Annotated in this window: 23 protein-coding genes; 11 read left to right on the top strand and 12 right to left on the bottom strand. The window is 66.9% G+C overall.

Features of this window, described 5'->3' with window-relative positions; genetic code table 11:
* Positions 1–3 precede the first annotated feature (3 nt).
* Positions 4–591, top strand: a complete 588-nt coding sequence (locus tag BLW48_RS10950; RefSeq protein ID WP_093174617.1) for an IMPACT family protein — start codon at positions 4–6, stop codon at positions 589–591.
* Here BLW48_RS10950 and BLW48_RS10945 read toward each other — a convergent pair.
* Positions 536–1474 carry an ion transporter gene (locus BLW48_RS10945; protein ID WP_093174615.1) on the bottom strand — a complete coding sequence of 313 codons (939 nt, stop codon included), beginning with the start codon at positions 1472–1474 and terminating at the stop codon, positions 536–538. The genes BLW48_RS10950 and BLW48_RS10945 overlap by 56 nt on opposite strands.
* 114 nt (positions 1475–1588) lie before the next feature.
* On the opposite strand from BLW48_RS10945, the gene BLW48_RS10940 reads away from it, so the two are divergent.
* Positions 1589–2116: a bactofilin family protein gene (locus tag BLW48_RS10940; RefSeq protein ID WP_093055006.1), complete on the top strand. Its 528-nt coding sequence runs from the start codon at positions 1589–1591 to the stop codon at positions 2114–2116.
* A gap of 6 nt (positions 2117–2122) precedes the next feature.
* Here BLW48_RS10940 and BLW48_RS10935 read toward each other — a convergent pair whose 3' ends face one another.
* Positions 2123–2893, bottom strand: a complete 771-nt coding sequence (locus BLW48_RS10935; RefSeq protein ID WP_093076426.1) for a DUF72 domain-containing protein — start codon at positions 2891–2893, stop codon at positions 2123–2125.
* A 91-nt stretch (positions 2894–2984) separates the two neighbouring features.
* Between BLW48_RS10935 and BLW48_RS10930 the strand changes: the two genes are divergently transcribed.
* Positions 2985–4496: a M20 family metallopeptidase gene (locus tag BLW48_RS10930; RefSeq protein ID WP_093174613.1), complete on the top strand. Its 1512-nt coding sequence runs from the start codon at positions 2985–2987 to the stop codon at positions 4494–4496.
* Positions 4493–5350 (top strand): alpha/beta hydrolase, encoded by an 858-nt coding sequence (locus BLW48_RS10925; RefSeq protein WP_093174611.1) that lies wholly within the window; start codon positions 4493–4495, stop codon positions 5348–5350. The genes BLW48_RS10930 and BLW48_RS10925 overlap by 4 nt, the downstream gene beginning before the upstream one ends.
* Here BLW48_RS10925 and BLW48_RS10920 read toward each other — a convergent pair.
* The 6 genes from BLW48_RS10920 to BLW48_RS10895 all read right to left on the bottom strand — a co-directional run bounded on the left by BLW48_RS10920 (position 5322) and on the right by BLW48_RS10895 (position 13411).
* A complete protein-coding gene (locus tag BLW48_RS10920; protein ID WP_093174609.1) occupies positions 5322–6503 on the bottom strand; it encodes an MFS transporter in 1182 nt (393 codons plus the stop codon). The two genes, BLW48_RS10925 and BLW48_RS10920, sit on opposite strands and share 29 nt — an antisense overlap.
* A complete protein-coding gene (locus tag BLW48_RS10915) occupies positions 6500–9412 on the bottom strand; it encodes a DUF4132 domain-containing protein (protein ID WP_093174607.1) in 2913 nt (970 codons plus the stop codon). Before BLW48_RS10915 ends, BLW48_RS10920 begins: the two co-directional genes overlap by 4 nt.
* A gap of 105 nt (positions 9413–9517) precedes the next feature.
* Positions 9518–9970, bottom strand: coding sequence for a YidB family protein (locus BLW48_RS10910; protein WP_218132223.1), 453 nt, complete (start codon positions 9968–9970; stop codon positions 9518–9520).
* A 101-nt stretch (positions 9971–10071) separates the two neighbouring features.
* On the bottom strand, positions 10072–11430 hold the full coding sequence (locus tag BLW48_RS10905; protein ID WP_093174605.1) for a M20/M25/M40 family metallo-hydrolase: 1359 nt from the start codon (positions 11428–11430) through the stop codon (positions 10072–10074).
* 94 nt (positions 11431–11524) lie between these two features.
* Positions 11525–12244 (bottom strand): 16S rRNA (uracil(1498)-N(3))-methyltransferase, encoded by a 720-nt coding sequence (locus BLW48_RS10900; protein WP_093174603.1) that lies wholly within the window; start codon positions 12242–12244, stop codon positions 11525–11527.
* Positions 12245–12313: 69 nt separating this feature from the next.
* Complete coding sequence (locus BLW48_RS10895; protein WP_093174601.1) at positions 12314–13411, bottom strand: aminoglycoside phosphotransferase family protein; 1098 nt, start codon at positions 13409–13411, stop codon at positions 12314–12316.
* A 235-nt stretch (positions 13412–13646) separates the two neighbouring features.
* Between BLW48_RS10895 and BLW48_RS10890 the strand changes: the two genes are divergently transcribed.
* Genes BLW48_RS10890 through rsmA form a run of 3 tightly spaced genes read left to right on the top strand, consistent with a single transcriptional unit; the run spans position 13647 to position 18360 of the window.
* Positions 13647–16163, top strand: coding sequence for an LPS-assembly protein LptD (locus tag BLW48_RS10890; protein ID WP_093174599.1), 2517 nt, complete (start codon positions 13647–13649; stop codon positions 16161–16163).
* Positions 16164–16184: 21 nt separating this feature from the next.
* Positions 16185–17591 carry a peptidylprolyl isomerase gene (locus BLW48_RS10885; RefSeq protein ID WP_093174597.1) on the top strand — a complete coding sequence of 469 codons (1407 nt, stop codon included), beginning with the start codon at positions 16185–16187 and terminating at the stop codon, positions 17589–17591.
* A gap of 4 nt (positions 17592–17595) precedes the next feature.
* On the top strand, positions 17596–18360 hold the full coding sequence (rsmA, locus tag BLW48_RS10880; RefSeq protein ID WP_093174595.1) for a 16S rRNA (adenine(1518)-N(6)/adenine(1519)-N(6))-dimethyltransferase RsmA: 765 nt from the start codon (positions 17596–17598) through the stop codon (positions 18358–18360).
* Between the two features lie 68 nt (positions 18361–18428).
* Here rsmA and BLW48_RS35815 read toward each other — a convergent pair whose 3' ends face one another.
* The 4 genes from BLW48_RS35815 to BLW48_RS10865 all read right to left on the bottom strand — a co-directional run bounded on the left by BLW48_RS35815 (position 18429) and on the right by BLW48_RS10865 (position 22068).
* Positions 18429–18572 carry a hypothetical protein gene (locus tag BLW48_RS35815; RefSeq protein ID WP_176928788.1) on the bottom strand — a complete coding sequence of 48 codons (144 nt, stop codon included), beginning with the start codon at positions 18570–18572 and terminating at the stop codon, positions 18429–18431.
* A gap of 77 nt (positions 18573–18649) precedes the next feature.
* The gene (locus BLW48_RS10875) at positions 18650–19075 is read right to left on the bottom strand and encodes a barstar family protein (protein ID WP_086011111.1); all 426 of its coding nucleotides are present in this window, start codon (positions 19073–19075) and stop codon (positions 18650–18652) included.
* Positions 19076–19125: 50 nt separating this feature from the next.
* Positions 19126–19539 carry a guanyl-specific ribonuclease gene (locus tag BLW48_RS10870; RefSeq protein ID WP_093055030.1) on the bottom strand — a complete coding sequence of 138 codons (414 nt, stop codon included), beginning with the start codon at positions 19537–19539 and terminating at the stop codon, positions 19126–19128.
* A gap of 180 nt (positions 19540–19719) precedes the next feature.
* Positions 19720–22068 carry an NADP-dependent malic enzyme gene (locus BLW48_RS10865; protein ID WP_093055032.1) on the bottom strand — a complete coding sequence of 783 codons (2349 nt, stop codon included), beginning with the start codon at positions 22066–22068 and terminating at the stop codon, positions 19720–19722.
* Between the two features lie 177 nt (positions 22069–22245).
* Here BLW48_RS10865 and BLW48_RS10860 point away from each other — a divergent pair, with 177 nt between their 5' ends.
* From BLW48_RS10860 to BLW48_RS10845, 4 genes are all read left to right on the top strand, one after another.
* Positions 22246–23295, top strand: a complete 1050-nt coding sequence (locus tag BLW48_RS10860; protein ID WP_093174593.1) for an SPFH domain-containing protein — start codon at positions 22246–22248, stop codon at positions 23293–23295.
* A 103-nt stretch (positions 23296–23398) separates the two neighbouring features.
* Positions 23399–24877, top strand: a complete 1479-nt coding sequence (locus tag BLW48_RS10855; protein ID WP_093174591.1) for a DUF4178 domain-containing protein — start codon at positions 23399–23401, stop codon at positions 24875–24877.
* A gap of 57 nt (positions 24878–24934) precedes the next feature.
* Complete coding sequence (locus BLW48_RS10850; protein ID WP_093055038.1) at positions 24935–25153, top strand: DUF350 domain-containing protein; 219 nt, start codon at positions 24935–24937, stop codon at positions 25151–25153.
* Positions 25150–26706 carry a polyamine aminopropyltransferase gene (locus BLW48_RS10845; protein WP_256330752.1) on the top strand — a complete coding sequence of 519 codons (1557 nt, stop codon included), beginning with the start codon at positions 25150–25152 and terminating at the stop codon, positions 26704–26706. Before BLW48_RS10850 ends, BLW48_RS10845 begins: the two co-directional genes overlap by 4 nt.
* Position 26707: the final 1 nt, after the last annotated feature.

Genomic DNA, 26707 nt, shown 5'->3' with positions numbered 1-26707 from the left:
CGGATGAGCTTCACGCTTGCACAGCCGGTCCACAGCGAGCTGCTCATCAAGAAGAGCCGCTTCATCGGCTGCGTGCAGCCGGTGGCCGACCGTTCGGCCGCGCTGGCCGTGGTCGCCTCGCTGCGCGCCGAACACCCCGCGGCCGCGCACGTCTGCTGGGCCTTGATGGCCGGCGGCCAGTCGGCCGCGAACGACGACGGTGAACCCGGCGGCACGGCCGGCCGTCCGATGCTGGAGGTGCTGCGCCACCAGCAGGTCGAAGGCGCGCTCGCGACCGTGGTGCGCTACTTCGGTGGCGTGAAGCTGGGCGCGGGCGGCCTCGTGCGGGCCTACACCGACGCGGTCGCGCAGGCCCTGCTCGGCGCCACGCTCGTGCCGCTGGTGCGCCAGCGCAGCCTCGGTTGCTCGGTGCCCTATGCGCTCGAAGGACTCGTGCGGCGCGAACTCGCCGCTGCCGGCGCGGTGCTCGACGATGTGCAGCACGGCGACGACGTGGCCTTCGCCTTCTCGCTCCCCGAGCCCGATGCCGACGCTTTCATCGCCCGTCTCGACGATGCTGCGCAAGGGCGCGTCGTCTGGCCGAAGGCGTAACGCGCTTCGAAGGCACCGCAGGCGCGGGCGCAGTCATCGCGAGAATGCCGCGCGGCGCCACCGGCACCGGCTCGTCGTCGGGCCCGCGCCGCGCCATCTCCGCGGTCACGATGCCGGTCGGCACCGCGAGCACGCCCCAGCCCAGCAGCATCATCACCGAGGCGATCGCACGGCCCAGGTCGGTCTTTGGCACGAGGTCGCCGAAGCCCACCGTGGCCATCGTCGAGATGGCCCAGTAAATTGCCACCGGAATGCTCGTGAAGCCATGCACCGGCCCCTCGACCACGTACATCAGCGTGCCCATCACCAGCACCACCAGCATCACGAAGCCGACGAACACCGTGATCTTGCGCCGGCTCGACGCCACGGCAGACACCAGCGCGCGGTACTCCACCGAGTAGCGCGATAGTTTGAAGATACGGAACACGCGCAACAGGCGCAGCACCCGCACGTCGATCAGGTACGCCATCTCGGGCGCAAAGGCCACCAGAAAAGTCGGCAGCAGCGCAAGCAGGTCGATCACGCCGTAGAAGCTCAGCGCATAGCGCAGCGGCTTGTTCACGCAGCACAGCCGAGCGATGTACTCCAGCGTGAAGAGAATGGTGAACACCCATTCGAGCGCATTGAACAGCGGCCGCCACTGCTCGCGGATCGACTGCACGCTGTCGAGGATCACCACCAGCACGCTGGTCACGATCACCGCGATCAGCGCCAGGTCGAACATCAGGCCCGCGCGCGTGTCGGCCTCGAAGATCACCGTGAACAGCGTACGCCGCCAGCCGTGCGCGGGCTTGTCGAAGCGCGAGTCGGTGGCCGACGAAATGGCGCGCGAGGGGTGCGTGGCCTGCGCTGTGGAAGGAGTTTCGGAGTTCGGAAGGCTCATGACGCCGCATTGTCATGTCCACAGTCGATTTATTCAGTTACGCTTCTTGCGCAATGAAGTGCCGCAGGCCATGAGTGCGTTCTTACGATAGTCCCTTTCTTGAGGAGCTCCCCTTTGGCTACACAGTCCCCCTTCTTCGGCAAGCGTGATCGTGACACCGACTCGTTGACATCCCGCCCCGCGCCGCTCGTCGGTTCGGGCACCAATCTCTCCGGAACCCCCGTCAATCCCTCGTCGCTGACCGCACAGCAAGGCGGACTGAACGCCGCTGCTGCTACAGCATCTGCCGCCGCCAAGGAAGGCGGCAGCAAGCTCACCGTCGGCCCGAACATCAAGCTCAAGGGCGTGGAGATCACCGACTGCGACACGCTCGTGGTCGAAGGCCTCGTCGAGGCCACCATGGACTCGCGCCTGATGCAGATCGCCGAACAGGGCGAGTTCAAGGGCTCGGCCGAAATCGACATCGCCGAAATCCGCGGCGTATTCGACGGCAGCCTCACGGTGCGCGAAAAGCTCGTGATCCACTCGACCGGCAAGGTCACCGGCAAGATCCGCTACGGCAAGATCGTGATCGAGGAAGGCGGCCAGCTTTCCGGCGAAATCAGCTTCGGCGCCAAGCCGTCGCTGCACTCCGCAGCCTGAAGCCCGTCAAGCTTTCGGCGGGGTCCACCCAAAGCGCTCCAGCAAGGCACCGGCCGCGGCCGGTGCCTTTTCTTTGGCGCCATTGATGAAGTAGACAAACACGTCGCGCTTCTTCGGCGACACGGCCCAGCCCTGCGCGCGCTCGGCCCAGGTGTCCAGCGCCTTCGGCGCGTAGCCGGTCTTGAGCTTTGCGTCGGCCATCATGAGCCGCGCATAGGCGAAATCGCCTTCGGGCTCCTCGAAGGACGGAAACTTGTCGGCGTCGGTGAACACCGTCGACACCTTGTGCTTCTTCGCGAGTGCCTTGTAGGCGGGCACCATGAAGCTCTCGTGCCGCACGTCCATCACGTGCCGCAGCGCGCGGCTGCCCTCCTTCTTCGGCAGCAGCGCGAGAAAAGCCTCGAAGTCTTCCGCATCGAACTGCTTGGTCGGCATGAACTGCCACACGATCGGCCCGAGCTTGTCGCCGAGCTCGGCCACGCCGCTGTCGATGAAGCGCTTGATCGAATCGCCCGCGCCTGACAGCAGCTTGCGGTTGGTCGCGAAGCGCGAGGCCTTGAGCGAGAACATGAAGTCGGCCGGCGTGTCGTCGTGCCACTTCCTGAAGGTCTCGGGCTTGAAGGTGCTGTAGTAGGTGCCGTTGATCTCGATGGCGCTGACCTTGCGGCTCGCGTAGTTCAACTCCTTCGCGTGCGCGAGCCCCTTGGGATAGAAGTTGTCGCGCCAGGGTTCGTAGGTCCAGCCGCCTATGCCCACCTTGATGTTTGCCTTGCTCACATGGCCCTCCGGGTTGAGATCGCCCGCACTCTACGCGCGGTCGCCTCAAGGCGCAAAATGCGCCTTTTCGTCACCCGCGGAGAACCCACCGATGAACGCCCCCCTGCACCGCGAAATGCCCGCCGGCACGCTCGACGCCGAGCGCGCCCTGTCCGACGTCACCGCCCAATGGGACGGCGACATCCTCAAGCAACTCACCAACTACATCGGCATCCCGGCCAAGTCGCCCGGCTTCGACAAGGACTGGTCGGCCAACGGCTACCTCGAGACCGTGCTGCGCAACGCCGCCGCCTGGGTCGAGGCACAGAAGGTCGAGGGCCTGAAGCTGGAGATCGTGCGCCTCGAAGGCCGCACGCCGGTGCTGTTCTTCGAAGTGCCGGCCACCGGCACCGACATGGGCGAGACCGTGCTGATGTACGGCCACCTCGACAAGCAGCCCGAGTTCACCGGCTGGCGCAACGACCTCGGCCCGTGGACGCCCAAGTACGAGAACGGCCTGCTCTACGGCCGCGGCGGTGCCGACGACGGCTACGCGGTGTACGCCAGCATCGCCGCGCTGCAGGCGCTCAAGAGCCAGGGCGCGGCGCACCCGCGCATCGTCGGCCTGATCGAGACCTGCGAGGAAAGCGGCTCCTACGACCTGCTGCCCTACGTCGACGCGCTGCGTCCGCGCCTGGGCAATGTCGAACTGGTGATCTGCCTCGACTCCGGCGCCGGCAACTACGACCAGCTGTGGCTCACCACCTCGCTGCGCGGCATGGCCAGCGGCACGCTCAAGGTGGAAGTGCTGACCGAAGGCATCCACTCCGGCGATGCATCGGGCCTCGTGCCCTCGAGCTTCCGCATCATGCGGCAGGTGCTCGACCGCCTCGAAGACAGCGCCACCGGCCGCTTGCTGCCCGCGAGCTTCCACTGCGAAGTGCCGGCCGACCGGCTGACGCAGGCCAGGGCCACCGCCGCGATCCTCGGCGAAGAGGTCTACAAGCGCTTTCCGTGGGCGCACTACGATTGCGGCGGCTCGACCATGTTCGCGCTGCCGACCACCACCGATCCGGTCGAGGCCCTGCTCAACCGCACCTGGAAGCCCACGCTGTCGGTGACCGGCGCCGAAGGCTTTCCGGCACTGAAGGACGCGGGCAACGTGCTGCGCCCGTACACCGCCTTCAAGCTGTCTCTGCGCCTGCCTCCACTGGTCGATGCGGCCGAGGCGGTGCAGAACCTCAAGACGCTGCTCGAAGACAACGCGCCCTACCAGGCCCGCGTGACCTTCGAGAGCAACGGCGGCGCCACCGGCTGGAACGCACCCACCATCACGCCGTGGTTCGAGGACGCGCTCAACAAGGCCTCGCAGGCGCACTTCGGTGCGTCGTGCGGCTACATCGGCCAGGGCGGCACCATTCCGCTGATGAACATGCTCAGCGCCGGTTTCCCGAAGGCGCAGATGATGGTCTGCGGCGTGCTCGGCCCGAAGAGCAACGCGCACGGCCCCAATGAGTTCCTGCACGTGCCCTACGCCAAGAAGCTCACCGCGGCCGTGGCCGAAGTGATCGCCGCATTGCCGGCAGCGCATCGCGCGGCCACATCGGAGCCGGTGGCCGCTTGAGCGAGGCGCTGCCTTTGCCGCAGCGCGTTTCGCTGTCGACCCCGGACGGCGAGACGCTCGCCCTGCGCCGGCTGCCGGCGCCCGGCCCGGCGCGCGCCGTGATCGTGGTGGTCCATGGGCTCGGCGAGCATGCGGGCCGCTATCACGCACTCGCGGAATGCCTGCACGAATGGAACTTCGCCGTGTGGGCGCACGACCACTTCGGGCACGGCGAATCGACCGGTGCGCGCGGCGGCCTGCCGAGCGAACTGCGGTTGGTCGACGACCTCGCGCTGGTCATCGACGATGCGCGCCGCGAGAACCCCGGCCTGCCGCTGGTGCTGCTGGGGCACAGCCTCGGCGGACTGGTCGCCGCGAGCCTGGTGGCGCGTGGCGTGCGGCAGGTCGATGGGCTGGTGCTTTCCTCGCCGGGGCTCGATCCGGGCCTGAGCGGTTTCCAGAAGGCGCTGCTCGCGGTGCTGCCGCGCATTGCGCCGAACCTGCGCGTGGGCAACGGCCTCGACGACAACTACCTCTCGCATGACCCAGCAGTGGTGCAGGCCTACCGCGACGATCCGCTCACGCACGACCGCATCGGCGGCCGGCTCGCGCGCTTCCTGGCGTACGAGGGCGTGACGGTGCAGCAGCGGGCTGCGAACTGGCCCGTGCCGACGCTGCTTCTCTACGCGGGCGACGATCGCCTCGTGGTGCCCGCTGCCAGCCGCGCATTCGCTGCGGCGACGGCATCAAGCGGCAAGGTCGAGGCGCACTGCTTCGACACGCTGTACCACGAGATCTTCAACGAACTCGAAGCCGACGCGGTCTTCGCGGCCCTGCAAAGCTGGCTCAACCGGCGCTTTCCGCCGCTGGCCTGACGGCGCGCACGCGCGCCAGCCAGATCAGCGCCGCGCCAGTCAGCACCACCGGCACCAGCGAACCGAAGTTCAGCAGCCGCCAGCCCTGCGTGGTCACCAGCACGCCCGAGGCGAACGAGGTCAGCGCCAGCGTCGCGAACACGCAGAAGTTGAGCGCGCCCTGCGCGCGGTCGCGCTCCTCGGCGGTGTAGGCCGTGAGCGAGAGCGTGGTGCTGCCGGTGAACAGGAAATTCCAGCCCACGCCCAGCAGGAACAACGCGACGATGAAGTGATGCAGCTCCACGCCCGAGAGCGCGATGGCGATGCAGCCGAGGTTGAGCACCAGCCCCACGCCCATCACTGGCAGCGCCCCGAAGCGGCGGATCAGGTGCCCGGTGAAGAAGCCCGGCGCGAACATGCCGATCACGTGCCATTCGAGCACCAGCGCGGCATCGGAAAACGGCAGGCTGCAGATCTGCATCGCGATGGGCGTCGCGGCCATCAGCAGGTTCATAACGCCGTAGCCAAGCGCGCCCGCGGCGGCGGCCACGATGAACACCGGCTGCCGCATGATCTCGGCCAGCGGGCGCCCGCCTGCGGCCTCCTTGCGCGTGGGCGCGGCCGGGAATTCGATGAAGCGCATCACTGCCATCGACAGCAGCGCCACCAGGGCCAGCGCAACGTAGGCGCCCGCAAACGGCACCGCAAAGGCTTCGCGTGTGGCGGTGGCGAGGTTCGGCCCGGCGACCGCGCCAATCAGCCCGCCCGCCATCACCATCGACACCGCCTTCTCGCGCCAGGCCGGCGCCGCCAGCTCGGCAGCGGCGAAGCGGTAGAGCCCCGCGTTGGCGTTGTAGTAGCCCGCGACCACCGTGGCGAAGCACAGCAGCCAGAAGTTCTTCGTGACCGCCGCGAAGCAGCACAGCAGCGACGATGCCACCGCCACCGCCAGCCCGATCTGGAACGAGCCGCGCCGGCCGAAGCGCTGCTGCGTGCGCGCCACCAGCCCGGTGCTGAGCGCGCCGCCCACCACGTAGCTCATCACCGGCAGCGTCGCCATCCAGCCGTGCGGCGCGATGGCCAGCCCCACCAGCCCGTTGATGGCGATGAAGGTCACGTTGTTCGTCAGGAGCAGGCCCTGGCAGATGGCGAGCAGCCAGAGGTTGCGGTTCATGGCGCCGTCTCCCGGATCGCGCGCTGCAGGTCGCGCTCGATTTCGCTGAAGACGATCGGCGGCAGCTCGCCCAGCGTGCCTTCGGTGCCGTCGAGTGCCACCGCGCGCACGGTCTGCAGCTCCTTGCCGTCGGGGCTGTCCTGCACGAACCAGCCTTCCTCCAGCTGCAGGCAGATGCGGCGTCCGCCGGGCACGGCCTTGTTGAAGCTGTTGACCATGCCGCCGTCACCCACCTCGCGCTGCCAGCCGCGCGTTTCCAGGCCCATGAGGGCGGCGTTCGACACGGCGCGGCCGCTCCAGTGCGGGAGTTCGCGGCGGGTGCGCAGCGCCTCGTCGAGCACGAAGGCCGGGCGCATCAGCTGCTCGAAGGGCTGCACGATTTCGTAGTCGGCCAGCACGGCGGCCCATGCGGTCGCCAGCGACGGGTCGAGTGCCGTGATTTCCAGCGGATGCGGCAGGCCGATGCGCGCGGACTCGGGCAGCTTCACCGCGTCGTCCTGCAGGTTGGCCAGTTCGCCTTCGGCGCTGACGCGGAAGGTGCCTTCGAGCTTGTCCGATGCGTCGAACAAGCCCCAGACCAGCGGCCGGCTGAAGACCCGCAGCACGGGGTGGTTGGCGAAGAAGGGCATGAACTCGTCGGGGCCCCATCGGCGCTGCGTGCACATCGCGGCTTCCAGTCGCTTGATCTGCGTGGTGGCGACGGTCTTTGCCAGCTTGCGCAGCTCCTTCAGCTGCGTGGTCGAGGCGGCGGCCTTGCCGGCGTCGTCGTTCGCGCCCGGCTTGGGCAGCGTCTTGAGGGCCTTGCCCCTGGCGTCGTGCACCACGGGCTGGAAGTTGTCGTCCATGCGCACCTCGAAGCTGCGCGGGCCGAAGTCGAGCGTCAGGCGCGCGCGGGTGTCGAGGCCGAGGTCAGGCACGGTGCGGTCGGCCAGCTGGTCGAGGCTGAGGCCGCGCTGCTCGGCCACTTCGCCGAGCATGCGGTCGGCGCGGGTGCGCAGGTCGTCGTGGCGGGTCTGGCGCGCGAGTTCGGCCAGGTGCATCAGGGCGGCGTCGCTGCCGATCTCGCCGAGCATCACCATCGCGTCGTAGGCCCGCACGCGGTCGAGCGCGGCGCGCCACTGGCGCAGCAGGCCGTAGAGCTGGCGCGCGGTTTCGCCGTCGCCGAGACGGCCCTGCAAAGCGAACATCCAGCGCTCCTTGGCCGGGCGGCCGTTGCCGATCCACCAGGCCAGCAGCGCGCGGCCGAAGCGCGCGAGGGAATCGGGAGTGAGCGCGTCCAGCAGCGGGGCGAGCCCCGGATAGGGCGCGTCGGGCTTGCCGAGCATCATCGCCATCAGCACGTCGGGCACCACGTCTTGCGGCAGCGCGAGCCCGCCTTGCTTGAGGAGCAGGCGGGGCAGTGACGCCAGCGGCAGGGTCTTCGGCACCACGGGCAGGCTGTCGGGCAGCAACTCTTCGGGGGCGATGGCCAGAAGCTGCGCCACCGCATCGGCGGCTTCGGCGCCATAGGCGAGCGCCTGCCGGCGTACCGCATCGGCGTGGCCGGCATCGTGCAGCCAGCGCAGCGCGGCTTGCGCCGCCTCGTGCGCCGGGCCGGGTTCGCCCAGCGCGATGGGAACGAGGCCGCGCGCAGCCGCATCCGGGTAACGCGCAAGCCACTCGCCCGCTTCGCGCCGGACCCAGCGATTAGTGTGGAAGCCCTTGGCGATCCAGCCGGCGAGCGGGTCCCATTCGATGACCGATGCCAGCTCGAACATCGCGCGCGAGCCCTGCTTGAGGAAGCGCGGCAGTCCCGGCAGCGCGGCCGCGCCGAATGCATGGAGGATGGGGCGCATGCGCGAGACATCGCCCATGTAGAGCTCGGGCGCGGGCCCGAGCGTGAACACTGCGATGGCCAGCGGCTCGGGCAGGTGCCAGATGTATTCGGCGACGCTCCAGTGGGTGGCCGGAGGTTCGCCGAAGTCTTCCGGCCCGATCTCACGGCCGTTTGCCGCGACAGCCTCGATGAGCTCGGGGCGCAGGCCCAGCATCCACAGGGCCTTGTGCACCTTGCCGCCCTCGCGGATCTCTGCGGGTGCGTTGGGCTGGTTGCGCGCGAATTCGTCCATCCACTGGTCGGCGCGTTCGCGCGAGACGCGGAGCTCGCGGGTCAGCCAGTCGGACGATTCGCCCGTGGCCTGCAGGTACTGCGGCGGCGGCAGATTGCTCCAGTGCAGCAGCGCCGTTGGCGTCAGTGGCTGCAGCGCCAGCGTCGGGATGACGGGCAGCGCCTGCCGGTTCTTCCAGGGCGGGCGCCGCAGCAGCGCGGGCCAGGCGTCGGGGGTGGCATCGGTCACGCCGGCGGAGCTGTCTTCCTGCAGGCGCGCGAGCGTCTTGCGCTGGCTGTCGTCGCAGGAGGCCTCCAGCGGTTGCTGCCACTCGGGGTTCGCGGCCAGCAACTCCAGGATCAACGCGGCGCCGGCCTGGTGTCGCGCCGGGTTCGCCGACAGCAGCTCGCGCAGCACGAACAGCGGCCAGCGGGCAGCCTGCTTGACGAGGGCGTTCTTGCAGTCGATCTGCTTGACCTGGGCCACGAAGAAGCGCACCACGGCCGGGTCATGGATGGCCAGCAGGTCGGTGACGGCTTCCTTGTGCGGGGACGGCTCGAAGAACAGCTCGGCTGCCGCGGCGCCGTGCATGTCGAGCATGCGCAGCCGTGCGACGCGCGGCGGATAGAAGCTGGAACGGTGGCGGCGAAAGAAGTCGAGGCTGTCGGCCAGGCTGCGTTCGTCCAACAGCGAGCCGCCGCACTGGCCGCAGGGCCGGTCGTTGAACTGTGCGAGCGCTTCGCGCATGCCCTTGGACCACCGCACGGTGCCATCGGGCTGCGCGTCCAGACCTTCTTCTTTCGACTTGCGACTGCCCGCCATGCCATTGCTCTCCATTGATGCCAGCGGGATTGTCGGCCAACACGCACGGACCAAAAAAAAGCGCCCTCGCGGGCGCCGGAATCCTGGAGAACGCAGTCCGTCAGTTCAGGACTGCTTGCCTTGCAGCAGACCGCTGAGCGAACCCAGCAGGTCGTCGTGGTTGCCCAGCCCCTGGTCGGGGACCTTGCCGTGCGGCGTGAGCTGGTCGATGAGCGCCGGCAGCATGGTGGCGAGCATCGGCAGCAGCGTTTGCGCATTGATGCCGAGCTTGGACGCGATGCTGGCGATGGTGTCGCTGCCCAGCGCGTTCTGCAGCTGGTCGCCCGAGACCGGCTGGTTTTCTCCCTTGCCGATCCACGAGCCGATGACGTCGCCCATGCCGGCCTGCTCGAACTTCGAGACCAGACCGCCCAGGCCGCCCTGCCCGCCGTTGTTGGCGAGCAGGCCGCCCAGCGCGCCGGCCAGGCCTCCCAGATCGCCCAATCCGCCGCCTTGCGGTTGCTGCTGTTGCGCAGCGCCTCCGAGCACTTGACCGAGTACCGAATCGAGCAATCCCATGGCTGTTTCCTTGGTGTGTGACAGAACCGTCTGCATTGTTAAATGCCGCGGACCGTAAGCAGAAAGTGGCACGTCCACTTTCGAACTGGCAACGTGACAAATTACTTGGTACGCGCTGTCCGTTTGGGGAGCAATGCGGGGCTGACCCCCTGCACGCCCACCAGGCCCAGCACGGTAACCAGCGAATTCTGCGCGCCTTTCCATGCATCTGTCACGTCAATGGACTCGCTCAACGAATGGAATCCGGAGGCCTTGCCGCCACCGCCGACGATGATCGCGGGAATGCCCAGCGCGATCGGCACGTTGGCGTCGGTGCTGCCGCCGCGCAGCAGCGTCTTGTTGCCGAAGGCGGCGTTCGAACGGATCGCGGCCTCGACGATCACCGAATCGGGCGGCGTGCGGCCGCCGGGGCGGTCGCCGATGAGCCTGGTGCTCACGCTCAGCGTGCTCACGTTCCAGCGCCTGTTTTCCTCGACCACTGCTTCGTCGATGGCTGCGAGGATCTTCTTCTCCGTTTCGAGAAGCGAGGCCATGTCGTCGGAGCGGATGTCGATGGCCATGCGCGCATCTGGCGCGATGGTGTTGACCGAAGTGCCGCCGCCCACGGTGCCGACGGTGAAGGTGGTCTTCGGGAAACTCGGCGTGCGCACGTCGGCGATCTTCGCGATGGCGCGGCCCATGCCGTGGATGGCGCTGGGCACCTGGCCGAACGCGCCGAAGCTGTGGCCGCCCGGGCCCTGGAACGTGACTTCGTAGCGGTGGCTCGCGGTGCCGAGCACCAGCACCGCGCCCGGCGACGACGGCTCCAGTCCCACCATGCCGTCGATGTCGAGGTTGTCGCGAAAGATGGCCTTCATGCCGCGCAGGTTGCCGAGTTCTTCCTCGCCGACGTTGGCGACGATCATCAGGTCGCCCACGGTCTGGATCTTGTTTTCGTTCAGCACCTTGAGCCACGACAGAAGCACCGACAGGCCGCGCGTGTCGTCCGCGATGCCGGGTGCGTGCAGCCGGCCGTCGTGCTCCTTCACCTTCACGTCGGTGCCGGCGGGGAACACGGTGTCGAGGTGGGCCGAGATCAGCAGCTTCGGGCCGCCGCCGATGCCCTTGCGCAGGCCGACCACGTTGCCTTCGGCGTCGATCTTCGCGTGCGTCAGTCCCAGCGCCTTCATGCGCGCGAGAAACGCCTCGGCGCGCTTGTGCTCCTTGAAGGGCGGCGCCTCGATCTCGGTCAGCATCTTCAGGTCATCGACCGAGTGTTCATGGTCGGCCTTGACCGCGTCGAGCAGCTTCTGGATGGCGGGCGAGGCCATCAACTGGGTGTAGGCCTTGTCGACCTCGGGGCTGACTTGCGCGGGCGTGGGGGCGACGGCCTGGCTCTGGGCGAGCGCGCCCTGTGTGGCGCACAGCAGCGCGGCAAGAACGAGAGGTGCAAGGCGCAGAACGCTTGGCAGGCGGGACATCGGCAAAAGTCCTTCTTTTGTCTTAATGAAGTAACGATTGTTTCCCAAGCTTTCCGCGCGCGCGTCGCGGAAAACACCCACCTCGCGGCCCTGCCTAGAGTCCGGCCAGGGACACCAGCGCGGCCAGCGCCGCCGTTTCAGCGCGCAGCACGCGCGCGCCGAGGGTGATGGGAGCGAAGCCGCGGGCGATGGCCTGCTGTTCTTCGGTGCTGCTCAGGCCGCCTTCGGGGCCGCTCAATACAGTCACGCCTTGGTCGTTCGGGGCTTGAAGTGTGTCGGCGAGGCTGCGTGTGCCCTCGGCAAGGCTCAGCACAAGGCGCACGGCCGAGGCTTCATTGGTTTCGAGCCAGCCCGTGAAGGACTGCACCGGATGGATCACCGGCACGCGGTTGCGCCCGCACTGCTCGCAGGCCGCGACCGCGATCGCCTCCCAGTGCGCCCGCTTCTTCTCGGCGCGCTCGCCCGACAGGCGCAGTACGCCATGGGCAGTGGCCAGCGGCTGGATGCTCGCAACGCCGAGCTCGGTGGCTTTCTCGACCAGCCAGTCCATGCGCTCGTTGGCCGGCATGCCGACCGCAAGGTGCACGGCGCGGGGCGCTTCGCGCTCCACCGGCAGGTGGGAGCCGACGGCCACGGCGACGTCGCTGCGGCCCATGCGCTCGACCGTGGCTGCATATTCGCCGCCCGCGCCGTCGAACAGCGTGAGCGCATCGCCGGGCTGCATCCGCAGCACCTGCACGTGGCGCGCGGCACCCGCCGGCAGCGCCAGGCTGACGCCGGCGCTCAGCGGCACGGAACAGTGAAAACGCGGCATGCTATGAAATCGATAGCTGCGAGCGACCGTTGTACGGCCGTCACAGGGTGGTGCTTTTTCAGTTTTCCTTCAGACACGGCCGTAGGCGAAGCCCGTGATGGCCGAAGTGCCCTCGATTTCGTCGATCACGCGCAGCAGCGGCGTCAGCTCCATGTAGCGGCTGGCGGTGGCGCGGATGTAGGCAATGAAGCGCGGCGTGTCGGCCAGGTACTTGGGCTTGCCGTCGCGCAGCGTGAGGCGCGCGAAGATGCCGGCCACCTTCAGGTGGCGCTGCAGGCCCATCCACTCGACCGCGCGGTAGAAGGCGCCGAAGTCTTCGTCGACAGGCAGGCCGGCCTTGCGCGCAGCCGTCCAGTAGCGGATGGTGATGTCGAGCACGAACTCCTCGTCCCAGCTCAGGAAGGCGTCGCGCATCAGGCTGGCGATGTCGTAGGTGACGGGGCCGTACACGGCGTCCTGGAAGTCGAGCACGCCGAGCGCTGCTCCGTTGCCGATCATCAGGTTGCGCGGCATGAAGTCGCGGTGCACGTAGACGGCGGGCGACGCCAGGTTGCTGTCGACGATCAGCTTGAAGCTGCGCTCGAGCCGCTCCTTCAGCTTTCCTTCGACGGCGATGCCGCGGTGGCGGCCGATGTACCACTCGGGGAACAGCGCCAGTTCGCGTTCGAGTAGCGCCCGGTCGTAGGGGGGCAGCACGCCGGGCTTGGAGGCCAGTTGCCAGCGGATCAGCGCGTCGATGGCCTGGTCGTAGAGCGGGCGGCTCGCGTCGGGCTTCGCCGGATCGATCACGTCCAGCATGGTCTGGCGGCCCAGGTCGTCGAGCAGGAGAAAGCCGTTCGGCTTGTCCCATTCGAGCACCGTGGGGGCGAGCACGCCGGCGCCGGCCATCAGCTGCGCCACCTGGACGAAGGGGGCGCTGTTTTCCTTGTCCGGCGGCGCGTCCATCACGATGCGCGTGGGGGCGGCGGGGTCGGCGGTGTCGAGGCGGAAGTAGCGGCGGAAGCTCGCGTCGACCGAGGCGAGCCGCACGGTGTCGGGCAACAACCGGTGGGCAGGCGCGATGGCGGCCAGCCAGCCCCGGAACACTTCGGCCCGCTGCGGATCAGTCCAGAGGATGGTCTCGGCGGGGCTTGGGGCTAATGAGGCCGGAGGCGGGGATGCTGTCATGGATAATCGATTCTACAAATCCGCCTGGCGCGGCAATCCCCCTTGGCCGGCTTCCGGCCGATGCGGGTTGCTGCCGGCCCCTGCAACCCGCCGGCCTGCCGCGCCGTCCCCCGACGATCTTTCGTTCCGAACCGATGCCTACGACCCAAAGCCCTCACGCTTGGCACCTTGTGCGCTCGCTGCCCTTCCCGGGCGAGTCGACCGCTTTCCTCGGAACGGCTGGGCGGGAGGCCTGATGAACCGACGTCGTGTCGCCCCGCGGCGCTCGCGCCCGCCGCTACCGCTGGCTGTTTTGTCGTTGGCCCTGATGCACGCACATGGCGCCTCCGCGCAGACGGCCGGCAACTTCGACGCCCCGCTCACGCTGAAGCGCACGCCGCTGCTGACCGAAACCCTGACACCCGCGGACCGCGGCCAGATGCCCAGCATCGTCACCGGCGACCGCATCTCCGGCCGGCCCGACCTGGAAACCGTGGTCGAGGGCAACGCCACGCTGCGGCGCGGCGCCGTGTCCATCACCGCCGACCGGCTCGAGTACTACCAGCCCGACGACCGCGCCAAGGCCACCGGCAACGTGCGCGTCAACCAGGCCGGCAACGTGTACGAAGGCCCCGAGCTGCAGCTCAAGCTGGAGACCTTCGAGGGCTTCTTCAACAACGTGCGCTACCAGTTCCTAGTGAACGAAGCGCACGGCGAGGCCAAGCGCATCGACTTCGTCGACGCCAACGTGTCGATCGCCCGCGAAGCCACCTACACCACCTGCCGCCGCGAAGACTTCCCGGGCTGGATGCCGGCCTGGTTGCTGACCGCGACCACGATGACCACGGACACCGAGGAAAACGAGGGCGTGGCCAAGAATGCGCGGCTGAGCTTCATGGGCATCACCACACCGCCTATTCCGAGCGTGAGCTTCCCGCTGTCGAACGAGCGCAAGAGCGGCCTGCTGCCGCCCACCATCGGCATCGACAACACCAACGGCATCGAGATCGCGCAGCCGTACTACTGGAACATCGCGCCCAACCGCGACGCCACGATCACGCCGACGATCATGAGCAAGCGCGGCATCAATTTCAGCAACGAGTTCCGCTACCTCGAGAAGGGGTACAACGGAATGATCCGCTTCGACCTGATGGGCAGCGACCGCCTGATGGGCCAGCGTTACCCCGATCTCGGCAGCACCAAGCGCTGGGGCGTGTGGGGCACGCATCACCAGGACTTCGATGCCAAGGCGCTGGGCCTCGACTCGCTGTCGGCCAACATCAGCATCAACCGGGTCAGCGACAACGACTACTGGCGCGACTTCACGCGCACGCCGTCGCTCGCGCAGCGCCAGCTGCCCAACGATGCATCGCTCAACTGGAGCAAGGGCGACTGGAGCGGCATCGTCCGCACGCTGAAGTACCAGAACCTGCAGTACGACTTGTCGCCGATCGTGCCGGCGTACGACAAGATGCCGCAGATCACGGCCAACTACAACAAGTACGACTGGCACGGCTTCGACGTTTCGCTGAACCTGGACTACACGCACTTCCGCGTGAACACGATCCTGCCGTCGCAGCTCGGCTACGACGCCACCCAGCAATCGCAGCCCGACGGCGACCGTGCCATGGCCGTCGCCTCGATCAGCCGCCCGTTCATCACGCCGAGCTCGTTCGTCATCCCCAAGCTGATGCTGAATGCGGCCTCGTACAACTACTACCTGCCGCAGTCGTCCATTCCGACGGTCACGGTCAACGGTACCCAGTACGTCAACGGCCAGGTCTACAACCCGAGTTCGCTGTATTTCTTCCCGACCTCCAGCAACCGGGCGGTGCCGACCTTCAGCCTCGACAGCGGCCTGACTTTCGAGCGCGACGCCAACTACTTCGGACGCGCCTTCCGCCAGACGCTGGAGCCGCGTGCCTACTACGTCTACACGCCGTATCGCAACCAGAGCATGCTGCCGAACTACGATTCGGCGGCCAACGACTTCAGCTTCGCGACCATCTATACCGAGAACGCGTTCTCGGGTGGCGACCGCGTCTCGGACACCAATGCCCTCACGCTCGGCGTGACCTCGCGCCTGATCGATCCGGCCACCGGCGTCGAGGCCGCGCGCTTCGGCATCGCGCAGCGGCTGCGCTTCAGCGACCAGAAGGTCACGCTGCCCGGCGGCACGCCGGTGACCGACCGCGCGAGCGACCTGCTCGTGGGCGCCCAGATCAACTGGACGCCCAAGTGGAGCCTGGACACCCTCGTGCAGTACAACCCCGACACGCGCAAGTCGGAGCGCTCGGCCATCAGCGCGCGCTACAACCCCGAGCCGTATCACAACCTGAGCGCGGCCTTCCGCTACCAGGCGCCCAGCACCCCGACCGCGACCGACGGCAGCAAGTCGATCGACGTGGGCTGGCAATGGCCCATCAACGACCTGTGGGGCGACAAGGGCAAGAACCTCGGCCCCGGCAAGGGCCAGGGCGGCGGACGCTGGTATGCGGTCGGCCGGCTCAACTACAGCCTGCAGGACAAGAAACTCACGGACGGCGTGCTCGGCTTCGAGTACGACGGCTGCTGCTGGATCGGGCGCGTGGTGCTGCAGCGCATCACCACGGGCCAGGTGACGGCGAACACCCGCATCATGTTCCAGCTCGAATTCGTCGGCTTCTCCAGCATCGGCTCCAGCCCCATGCAGGCCCTGCGGCAGAACATCCAGCGCTACGAACCCCTGCGCCAACCGGGCGAAGCGCCGAGCCGCTTCACCAATTACGACTGAGACGACTGACTGAGCGACGCCATGAAATACATCCGTTCCATCATCACCCTGGGCTGCCTCGCGGCAGCGGCTGCAACGTCGGGTGCGCAGGGCTTCCGCTCCGGCACCGGCATCACGGACATCATGCGCGCCGGGCCGCGCCTGGGCCCGCCGGCCGCGCGGCCGTCGACGGCGCCTGCCGCGGCGCCCGTGCAGCGCTCGGCTGAATTCATCGTCGCGCTGGTCAACTCGGAGCCCATCACCAACACCGACGTGCAGACGCGCGTGTCGCGGCTGATCAAGGAGAACCCGGACGCAGAGCGCGTTCCCCGCGGCGAGCTCACCCGGCTCGTGCTGGAGCGGCTGATCACGGAGCGTGCCCAGCTTCAGCTCGCGAAGGAAAACGGCATCAAGGTCGACGACGTAGCCATCGACCAGGCCGAGCAGACCGTGGCGCGTCAGAACGAGATCAGCCTGGTCGAGCTGCGCCGCCGCGTGGCCGCCGAAGGCATCGCGCAGCAGGACTTCCGCAACGACCTGCGCGACCAGCTGCTGCTCACGCGCCTGCGTGACCGCGAGGTCGAGTCGAAGGTCAAGATCAGCGACGCCGAGGCCGACGAATACCTGCGCGACCAGCGCAATCAATCCGTCAAGAACGCGGCGCTGGAAAACCTCAACCTCGCGCAGGTGCTGGTGGCCGTTCCCGAGAACGCCACCGACGCCCAGGTGGCCGCGGCACAGAAGAAGGCACAGGACCTCGCCCAGCGCGCCCGCGCCGGCGAAGACTTCGCCAAGCTCGTGCGCGAGAACTCCGATTCGCCCGACCGCGCCAACGGCGGCGCCATCGGCATGCGCAGCGCCGACCGCTATCCGTCGCTGTTCGTCGAGGCCACACAATCGACCGCGGTGAACGGCATCGCCGGGCCCGTGCGTTCCAGCGCCGGCTTCCACGTGCTCAAGGTCATCGCCAAGGCCCAGATCGGGTCGGGCGACGCCACGGTCACGCAGACCCAAGTGCGCCACATCCTGCTGCTCAACGACCCCAAGCGCACCACGGCGCAGGCGGTTGCGCAACTGGCCGAATTCAAGCGCCGCGTGCAGGCCGGCACTGCCGACTTCGCCGGCCTTGCCCGCGACAACTCGCAGGACGGCAGCGCCAAGGACGGCGGCGACCTCGGCTGGTCGCGTCCGGGCCAGTTCGTGCCCGAATTCGAGGAAGCCATGGACCGGCTCGCACCGGGCCAGATCAGCGACCCCGTGGTGTCGCGCTTCGGCGTGCACCTGATCCAGGTGGTCGGCCGCCGCGATTCCAAGCTCAGCCAGTCGGAGCAGCGCGAAGCTGCGCGCACCGCGCTGCGCGAACAGCGCGTAGAGGAGGCCTTCACCACCTGGGTGCAGGAAGTGCGCGCACGCGCCTACGTCGAATACCGCGACCCACCGCAATCCTGATTCGATGGCACACATCGCCAGGAAGCGGTTCGGGCAGCACTTTCTGTCCGACGGGGGGATCATCGATGCGATCGTGCGCGAGATCGCACCGCAGCCTGGCGACGCCATGGTCGAGATCGGGCCGGGGCTCGCGGCGCTGACGCAGCCGCTGGTCGAGCGGCTGGGCCGCCTCACCGTGATCGAGCTCGACCGCGACCTCGCCAAGCGCCTGCGCGAGCATGCGCAGCTCGACGTGATCGAGTCCGATGTGCTGAAGGTCGACTTCGCGGAACTGGCCGCCAGGTTCCCGGCCAAGCCGCTGCGCGTGGTGGGCAACCTGCCCTACAACATCTCCACGCCTATCCTGTTCCACCTGCTGGGTAGTGCCCATCTGGTCGCCGACCAGCACTTCATGCTGCAGAAAGAAGTGATCGACCGCATGGTGGCCAGGCCCGCCACCTCGGACTACAGCCGCCTGAGCGTGATGCTGCAGTGGCGCTACGAGATGCAGAACGTGCTGTTCGTGCCGCCCGAGAGCTTCGACCCGCCGCCGCGCGTGGACAGCGCCGTGGTGCGGATGGTGCCGCTGGCGACGCCGCCGGCGGTCGATGCGGCCCGTCTGGGGGAGATCGTGCAGGTCGCCTTCAGCCAGCGCCGCAAGCTGCTGCGCCACACGCTGGGCAAGTGGCTGCAGGAGCACGGCTTTGCCGGTGAATTCGATGTCCAGCGACGGGCCGAGGAAGTGCCCGTCGACGAATACGTCGCTCTGGCCCAGGCCATCATCCCGTGAAACCCATGAAAAAAGCCCGTCTGCGACGGGCTTTTTAACGGAGGCTGCAAACGCCTAAGCCTGCTTGCTTACGCGGCGGCGAGCCAATAACCCGCATTGAAGGGGCTGCTCATGCGCAGCGCCAGGGGCGACACGTCGACCAGTTTGTCGGTCGGCATTTTTTCGCCGGCCGGTTCGGTGGAGGCTGCCGCTGCGGTTGCGGTGGTGTTCACTTCGATGCCATCGAGGGTTTCAGCGTTCGGCTGAGCCTCGTTCGCCCGTTCTGCTTGGCTGGTAGATGCAGAACGGGCTACAGAAAAGAATAGAAGCACCGGAACGGGACCTTGCGGTCGCCCCAGTAGTCCGAGGCGTCGCGGAAGATGTCGAGCAGCTGCTCGCGCGCTTCCTTGTCGAACTTGGCGTTGGCCGGGATCTGCTCCAGCACGATGACGAAACCTGGCTGCGGGCCCGATTTATGCAACGGGTCGGTCATGCAGTCGTACAGCGCGTCGAAGTTCTTCCCGAAGTGGGCCGGGAACGTGAACTGCTGCGCGATCAGGTCGAGCACGTCCTGCTTGGTCTGGGCGTTGCCCAGGTTGGCGTACAGGAAGTGCTGGCCGGCCGCGTTGGCCGCGTCCTGCAGGTCGTTCACGCGGAACGCGCGGATCGATTGCACGATGTTCGGGCGTACGGCACGAAGGGATAAGGTCATCTCCGCTGGTCTTTCCATAGTCATCATCATTTCTTCGGGGCGCTTCGGGGCGCCGCTCAGGTCGTTTTCATCGCTCATGGCGCAATCCGTCTGAAACTCGCATAGTGGTCTGCGGTGTACCAACAGGCCTCGGGCGTCGTGCGTTGTTCACCGCCGCAGACGATTCGTTGTGCACCACGGTTGCGCGAACCGGGCGTCGTAACCGTGTACTCGCGGTAGTGGCCGCGGCGTGCGGGTGGCAAAAGACGCTCGCGATTGCCGAACACCGTGCCGTCCTTGTCATACCGGAAGGGACCGCCACTCAGGATGGCCTGGTAGGTTCGTTGGCCCTGTGCCGGCAATTCGGACAGAGCGATCGTTTCCTCGGTGGACGTTTTTCCGGCGCCGAACCATCCGCGGGCCTCGGCCCCCGTCGTCAACGCCACCAGCATCAGACTGGTGAGCGCAAACTTTGTGACAGAGGACGTGATCGAGGCGTAAGCCGCCATGGGGCACCACAAGAAAAGAGCGGGGGGTTCGAATCGGCGATCAACGTCGGGTTAACCCGCAAATTCAAGCCCGCGAGTGTGCACCACGCTGGCGAAAATAGCAAGCGACTGCTCAAAGTTTGAGCAGTCGCGAAGGGATCGAGTGGCGCTTTAAGTTGGCGGCCACTCTCGCCAAATGGCTTATCTCTCGGCGTTTGCGTCAGCCACTGTCAAGGCTGTCATGTTCACGATGCGCCGAACAGTCGCACTCGCCGTGAGAATGTGCACAGGTTTGGCCGCGCCAAGCAGAACCGGGCCGATCGCGATATTGCCGCCTGCCGCCGTCTTGAGCAGGTTGTAGGAAATATTGGCCGCGTCGATGTTCGGGAAAACCAACAGGTTGGCGTCACCCGCCAGCGCGCTGTGCGGCATGACCACCGCGCGCTGCTTGCTGTCCAGCGCCACGTCGCCGTGCATTTCGCCATCCACTTCCAGCCAGGGCGCCTGCACGCGCAGCAGGTCGAGCGTCTTGCGCATCTTGATGGCACTGGGCTCGTTGCTGGTGCCGAAGTTGGAATGCGACAGCAGCGCCGCCTTCGGCTTCAGGCCGAAGCGCATCATTTCCTCGGCCGCCATGGTCGTGATTTCGGCCAGTTCCTCGGGCGAGGGGTCGTAGTTGACGTGCGTGTCCACCAGGAACACCTGGCGGTCGGGCAGCAGCAGGCCGTTCATGCAGGCGTACACCGGCACGTCCTGCGGCGTGCTCTCGCAGCCGCCGGGGCGCTTGCCGATCACCTGGTCGATGTAGTGCAGGTGGATCAGCGTGGTGCCCCAGGTGCCGCAGATCATGCCGTCCACCTCGTCCTTGTGCAGCAGCATCGCGCCGATCAGCGTGAGGCGGCGGCGCATCTCGATCTTGGCGACCTGGGCGGTGATGCCCTTGCGCTCGGTCATGCGGTGGTAGGTTTGCCAGAAGTCGCGGTAGCGGCGGTCCTGCTCGACGTTGACGATGTCGTAGTCGAGCTCTTCCTTCAGCCGCAGGCCGAACTTCTCGATGCGCTGGGCGATGATGGCCGGTCGGCCGATCAGCGTCGGGCGGGCCAGGCCTTCGTCGACCACGATCTGGGCGGCGCGCAGCACGCGTTCTTCCTCGCCTTCGCAGTACGCCACGCGCTTCTTCGCCGCGCGACGGGCGGTTTCGAAGATCGGCTTCATCGTGGTGCCCGAGGCATAGACGAAGCTTTGCAGCTTGTCGCGGTAGGCATCCATGTCCTTGATCGGACGGGTCGCAACGCCGCTTTCCTCTGCCGCCTTGGCCACGGCCGGCGCGATCTTCATCATCAGGCGCGGGTCGAAGGGCTTCGGAATCAGGTATTCGGGGCCGAATGACAGCTTTTCACCGACGTAGGCAGCAGCAACGCGCTCGCTCTGCTCGGCCTGCGCCAGATCGGCAATTGCGTGCACCGCGGCGATTTCCATCTCGTCGGTGATCGTGGTCGCGCCCGAATCGAGCGCGCCGCGGAAGATGTACGGGAAGCACAGGACGTTGTTGACCTGGTTCGGGTAGTCGGTGCGGCCGGTAGCCATGATCACGTCGTCGCGCACCGCATGGGCGTCTTCGGGCGAGATCTCGGGGTTCGGGTTGGCCAGCGCGAAGATCACCGGGCGCTTGGCCATCTTGGCCACCATTGCCGGCTTCAGCACGCCGCCGGCCGACAGGCCCAGGAACACGTCGGCGCCCTCGATGACCTCGGCGAGCGTGCGCGCGTCGGTCTTCTGCATGTATTGGCGCTTGTCGTCGTCCATCAGTTCGGTGCGGCCTTCGTAGACCACGCCGGCCAGGTCGGTCACGAACACGTTCTCGCGCTTCAGGCCGACCTTGAGCAGCAGGTTCAGGCAGGCCAGCGCCGCGGCACCGGCGCCCGAGGCCACCAGCTTGACTTCGGTGATGTCCTTGCCCGCCACCTTCAGGCCGTTGACCATGGCCGCCGCCACAGTGATGGCCGTGCCGTGCTGGTCGTCGTGGAACACCGGGATCTTCATGCGCTTGCGCAGCTCGCGCTCGACATAGAAGCAGTCAGGGGCCTTGATGTCTTCCAGATTGATGGCGCCGAAGGTCGGCTCCAGCGACGCGATGATGTCGACCAGCTTGGCCGGGTCTTTCTCGTCGATTTCGATGTCGAACACGTCGACGCCGGCAAATTTCTTGAAGAGAACGCCCTTGCCTTCCATCACCGGCTTGGACGCCAGCGGGCCGATGTCGCCCAGTCCCAGCACCGCGGTGCCGTTGCTGATGACGGCCACGAGGTTGCCGCGCGAGGTGTACTTGAAGGCGTTGGCCGGGTCCTTGACGATTTCCTCGCAGGGCGCGGCCACGCCGGGCGAGTAGGCCAGCGACAGGTCGCGCTGGTTGACCATCTGCTTGGTCGCCGCGATGGCGATCTTGCCGGGAACGGGAAACTCGTGGTACTCGAGGGCGGCACGTCGCAACTCGGCGCGTTTGTCTTCGGGCGTGGGAGTCGATGAGGTCGAGGGGGTCGAATCTGACATGTGCCGTAGCTCCTGGTGGCGCTTCTTCTGGGGGCGCCGATTGTAGACCTCGGTTCGTAAAGCCATACACCGCATGGCCGGTGCCAACCATGACCAAAAGCACGGGTGCGCTGTCAAGTCGCTGTGGCAATATGCACAGTTCGGATAAAACCTGAAAAAACCTGAAGAGGAGCAACCATGGCCCTGATGGATTTCATCAAGAAACAGTTCATCGACATCATCCAGTGGACCGAGACCGGCGATGGCACGCTGGCCTGGCGCTTCCCGATGGCGGAGATGGAAATCCAGAACGGCGCCTCGCTCACCGTTCGCGAGTCGCAGGTTGCCGTCTTCGTCAACGAAGGCAAGGTGGCCGACGTGTTCGGCCCCGGCATGTACAAGCTCACGACGCAGACGCTGCCCGTGCTCACGTACCTGAAGAACTGGGACAAGCTCTTCGAGTCCCCCTTCAAGAGCGACGTCTATTTCTTCAGCACCCGCCAGCAGGTCGACCAGAAGTGGGGCACGCCCCAGCCGATCACCATCCGCGACAAGGACTTCGGTGCCGTGCGCCTGCGCGCCTTCGGCAACTACTCCTTCCGCATCGGTGACGCCAAGGCCTTCCACACCGAAATCTCCGGCACGCGCGACATCTATTCCGTGGCCGACCTCGACGGCCAGCTGCGCGGCTTGGTGCTGCAGAACATCAGCAACGCCATCGCCTCCAGCGGCGTGCCCTTCCTCGACCTTGCGGCCAACCAGATCCAGTTCGCGCAGGCGCTTGCCGCGCAGCTCGTGCCCGAGTTCGAGAAGATCGGCATCAAGCTCGAAAACATCACGGTCCAGAACGTCTCGCTGCCCGAAGAGCTGCAGAAGATCCTCGACCAGAAGATCGGCATGGGCATGGTCGGCAACGACATGGGCAAGTTCATGCAGTACCAGACGGCGCAGGCCATCCCCAAATTCGCCGAGGGCGCTGCCAATGGCGGCGGCATTGCCGGCGACGCGATGGGCCTGGGCGCTGGCGTGGCGCTCGGCCAGGTGCTCGCGCAGAACCTCGCGCAGGGCCTGAGCCCCAATGCGGCCGCGCAGGCCGCGGCAACGCAGCAGCAACCCGCCGTGGCCGTGGTGAGCCCCACCGACGTGATGACCACGCTCGAGAAGCTCGGCGAACTCAAGACCAAGGGCATCCTCACCCAGGAAGAGTTCGACGCCAAAAAGGCCGAACTGCTGAAAAAGCTCGTCTGACCCGGCGCTATGTTCCCGATAGCGCCTGACGCCCGTTCGACGGGCGTCGGAAGCCTCATTGGCTTGAAAAACTCGTGGCCGTCCACGCCATGGCTGATGTGCCATGGCTGAGGAAACCGGCAACCAACGCTACTACCGCGCGCCCTGCCCCGGCTGCGGCGCGCCGGTCGAATTCCGCTCGGCGCAATCGACGCACGCGGTCTGCCCCTACTGCCAGAGCACCGTCGTGCGCCAGGGCGACACGCTCGCGCGCACCGGCAAGATGGCCGAGCTGTTCGACGACTTCAGCCCGCTGCAGCTGTTCGCCGCCGGCCGCATCCAGGACAAGCCCTTCACGCTGATCGGCCGGCTGCAGTACACCTACCCCGGCGGCCGCTGGACCGAATGGATCGCCGCGCTCGACGGCGACCGCACCGCGATCCTCAGCGAGGACAACGGGGCCTACGTCTTTGCGTTGCCCTTCGACCTGCAGCGCGCCGCGCCGCCATGGAACGAACTGCGCGTGGGCGCCACCACCGCCTTCGCCGGCCAGAGCTACACCGTCACCTCGAACGAGCAGGTGGCGCTGACCTCTGCACAGGGCGAACTGCCGCACCTGCCCGAGCTCGGCCGGCCGTTCGCGATGGTCGAGCTGCGCAACGACAAGGGGCTGGTGCTCAGCATCGACTACGGCACCGCGACGCCCAGCGCCTACCTCGGCCGCTCGGTGCAGCTCGAAGACCTGCAGCTCACCGGCCTGCGCGAGGAATCCGCCAAGGACGAGAAGGGCCGCAGCTTCAACTGCCCCAACTGCGGCTCGCCCGTCACCGTCAACCTGGCCGACAGCAAGAGCATCACCTGCCGTTCGTGCAGCAGCATCATCGACCTGTCGCAGGGCATCGGCGGAGAGCTCAGGCACGCCACGCAGGACGAGCCCGTGCGCCCGCTCATCGCGCTCGGCAGCATGGGCCAGCTGCAGGGCGCGCAATGGCAGGTGGTCGGCTTCCAGCACCGCATGGGCAGCGAGCCCGGCGACGACGAGCAGTTCGGCTGGGACGAATACCTGCTCTACAACAAGAAGCGCGGCTTCAGCTTCCTGGTCGATGCGGAAGACGGCTGGAGCATGGTCAAGCCGACCACCGGCGCGCCGGTGATGGCCGAGAACGGCAGCACCGCCACCTACCTCAGCAAGCGCTACCAGCAGCAGTACGCCTACAACGCCGAGACCACCTACGTGGCGGGCGAGTTCTACTGGCAGGTCGAGCGCGGGCAGAAAACCTTCAACCGCGACTTCGCCAACGGCGGCGCGCTGCTGTCGATGGAGCGCTCTGCCAACGAGCTGACGTGGTCGTCGGGCAGCAAGATCGACAGCGGCGCGGTGGCCACCGCCTTCAAGCTCGACACCAAGAAGGACATGTTCAAGCGCGCCGACGCGCTGCCCGTGAGCGCCGCCTCCGGGCTGGGCTGCGGCACCATCATCCTCATCATCGTCGTGATCATCATCCTGCTGATCATCCTGAGCACCTGCAGCAGCTCGTCGGGAGGCTATCGCAGCTCGGGCGGCTCGTATGGCGGCTATTCGAGTGGCGGCGGCCACAAATGACGGCGAAGATGCACGCGATGTCTGACTCTCACCTCACTACTACGACTGGAGGTCCCCATGGGATTTGAATGGCTGAAACCGGGCGTGGTCCTCGGATCGCTCGTGTACGCGCTGATCGGCGTCGTGATCTTCTGGCTCTGCTTTTTGATCATCGACAAGATCACGCCCTATGACCTGTGGGGCGAGATTGTCGAGAAGCAGAACGTGGCGCTGGGGCTGGTGGTTGCCGCGATGAGCCTGGGCATCTGCATCATCGTCGCCGCAGCAATCCATTGAACGACGCGGCCCTGCCCGCGCGCACCCCGGATGCGCGGGGGCCGCAACCCATAGAGATCGCGCTGCTCGCCAGCGTGTTCGTGGTCGCTGCCTGCGGCCTGGTCTACGAACTGAGCGCGGCCGCGCTCAGCTCTTATCTGCTCGGCGACTCGGTGCTGCAGTTCAGCACCATCATCGGCACCTATCTGTTTGCCATGGGCGTGGGCTCCTGGCTCTCGCGCTATTTCGACCGGCAACTGCCGGCGCATTTCCTTCGCATCGAGTTGATGGTGGCGCTGATCGGCGGCGCGCTGCCGGCGATCCTGTTTCTTGCCAACGCCTACGTGCCGAGCGCCTTCCGGCTGCTGCTGTACGGCCTGGTGATGGTCGTCGGCACGCTGGTGGGGCTCGAGATTCCGCTGGTGATGCGCATCCTGAAGCGCAACATCGTGCTCAAGAACCTGGTGTCGCAGGTTCTCACCTTCGACTACCTCGGCGCGCTGGCCGTGTCGGTGGCGTTTCCGCTCATCCTCGTGCCGCAGCTCGGAATGATCCGCACCGGCCTGCTGTTCGGCTTCATGAACGCGGCCGTGGCGGTGTGGGCGCTGTGGCTGTTCCGTCATGAGTTGCGCCGCGTCGGCGCGCATGCGCTGGCCTGCTTTCTCGCACTGGCCGCGCTGGTGGCGGCCTTCGTCTGGGCCGACCACATCACCACGCTGGCAGAAGACAAGTTCTACCAGGACCGTATCGTCTTCAGCGCCACCTCGCCCTACCAGCGCATCGTGGTCACGCGCGGGCTGCTCGGGCACCGCCTGTTCCTCAACGGCAACCTGCAGTTTGCAGAGCGCGACGAGTACCGCTATCACGAAGCGCTGGTGCACCCGGTCATGGCCGCGCAGGGCGCGCCGAAGAAGGTCGCCGTGCTAGGCGGTGGCGACGGCATGGCGGTGCGCGAGATCCTGAAGTACCCCTCGGTCGAGTCGGTCACGCTCGTGGAACTCGATCCGAACATGACGAAACTCTTCACCGATCACGAGACGCTGGCTGCGCTCAACGGCCATTCGCTTTCGTCGCCCAAGGTGAAGATCGTCAACACCGACGCCTTCCAGTGGCTGCAGCAGCCGGGCGACATGTTCGACGTGATCGTGGTCGACTTTCCGGATCCGACCAACTTCGCCATCGGCAAGCTCTACACCAACAGCTTCTACGCGCTGCTCGAAAAGCGCCTGTCGGCCAGCGGTTACGCGGTGATCCAGACGACTTCGCCGCTGGTGGCGCGCAAGAGCTACTGGACCGTGGCGACCACCATCGAGTCGGTCGGCCTGCGCGCCACGCCGTACCACGCGCACGTGCCGAGCTTCGGCGAATGGGGCTACATCATCGCGAGCCGCCGGCCGTACCGCATGCCCGATGCGCTGCCTTCGGGCCTGCGCTTTCTGTCGCCTTCCACGCTGCCGCTGATGTTCGACTTTCCGCTCGACATGGCGCGCGTGCCGGCCGAAGTGAACCGGCTGTCGAATCAAATCTTGGTCACCACTTACGAGCAGGAGTGGGGCAAGGTGATGGCGCACTAGC

The organism is Variovorax sp. YR266 (assembly GCF_900107295.1).
GTDB lineage: Bacteria > Pseudomonadota > Gammaproteobacteria > Burkholderiales > Burkholderiaceae_C > Variovorax.
Note: the sequence above shows the minus strand (reverse complement) of the source record. Positions and strands in the feature narration are given on the sequence as shown.

Coding starts and splice junctions, on each gene's coding strand:
- BLW48_RS10950 (WP_093174617.1), top strand. CDS start 4: ATGAGCTTCACGCTTGCACAGCCGGTCCACAGCGAGCTGCTCATCAAG.
- BLW48_RS10945 (WP_093174615.1), bottom strand. CDS start 1,474: ATGAGCCTTCCGAACTCCGAAACTCCTTCCACAGCGCAGGCCACGCAC.
- BLW48_RS10930 (WP_093174613.1), top strand. CDS start 2,985: ATGAACGCCCCCCTGCACCGCGAAATGCCCGCCGGCACGCTCGACGCC.
- BLW48_RS10920 (WP_093174609.1), bottom strand. CDS start 6,503: ATGAACCGCAACCTCTGGCTGCTCGCCATCTGCCAGGGCCTGCTCCTG.
- BLW48_RS10915 (WP_093174607.1), bottom strand. CDS start 9,412: ATGGCGGGCAGTCGCAAGTCGAAAGAAGAAGGTCTGGACGCGCAGCCC.
- BLW48_RS10910 (WP_218132223.1), bottom strand. CDS start 9,970: ATGGGATTGCTCGATTCGGTACTCGGTCAAGTGCTCGGAGGCGCTGCG.
- BLW48_RS10905 (WP_093174605.1), bottom strand. CDS start 11,430: ATGTCCCGCCTGCCAAGCGTTCTGCGCCTTGCACCTCTCGTTCTTGCC.
- BLW48_RS10900 (WP_093174603.1), bottom strand. CDS start 12,244: ATGCCGCGTTTTCACTGTTCCGTGCCGCTGAGCGCCGGCGTCAGCCTG.
- BLW48_RS10895 (WP_093174601.1), bottom strand. CDS start 13,411: ATGACAGCATCCCCGCCTCCGGCCTCATTAGCCCCAAGCCCCGCCGAG.
- BLW48_RS10890 (WP_093174599.1), top strand. CDS start 13,647: ATGAACCGACGTCGTGTCGCCCCGCGGCGCTCGCGCCCGCCGCTACCG.
- BLW48_RS10885 (WP_093174597.1), top strand. CDS start 16,185: ATGAAATACATCCGTTCCATCATCACCCTGGGCTGCCTCGCGGCAGCG.
- rsmA (WP_093174595.1), top strand. CDS start 17,596: ATGGCACACATCGCCAGGAAGCGGTTCGGGCAGCACTTTCTGTCCGAC.
- BLW48_RS10875 (WP_086011111.1), bottom strand. CDS start 19,075: ATGACTATGGAAAGACCAGCGGAGATGACCTTATCCCTTCGTGCCGTA.
- BLW48_RS10870 (WP_093055030.1), bottom strand. CDS start 19,539: ATGGCGGCTTACGCCTCGATCACGTCCTCTGTCACAAAGTTTGCGCTC.
- BLW48_RS10865 (WP_093055032.1), bottom strand. CDS start 22,068: ATGTCAGATTCGACCCCCTCGACCTCATCGACTCCCACGCCCGAAGAC.
- BLW48_RS10860 (WP_093174593.1), top strand. CDS start 22,246: ATGGCCCTGATGGATTTCATCAAGAAACAGTTCATCGACATCATCCAG.
- BLW48_RS10855 (WP_093174591.1), top strand. CDS start 23,399: ATGGCTGAGGAAACCGGCAACCAACGCTACTACCGCGCGCCCTGCCCC.
- BLW48_RS10850 (WP_093055038.1), top strand. CDS start 24,935: ATGGGATTTGAATGGCTGAAACCGGGCGTGGTCCTCGGATCGCTCGTG.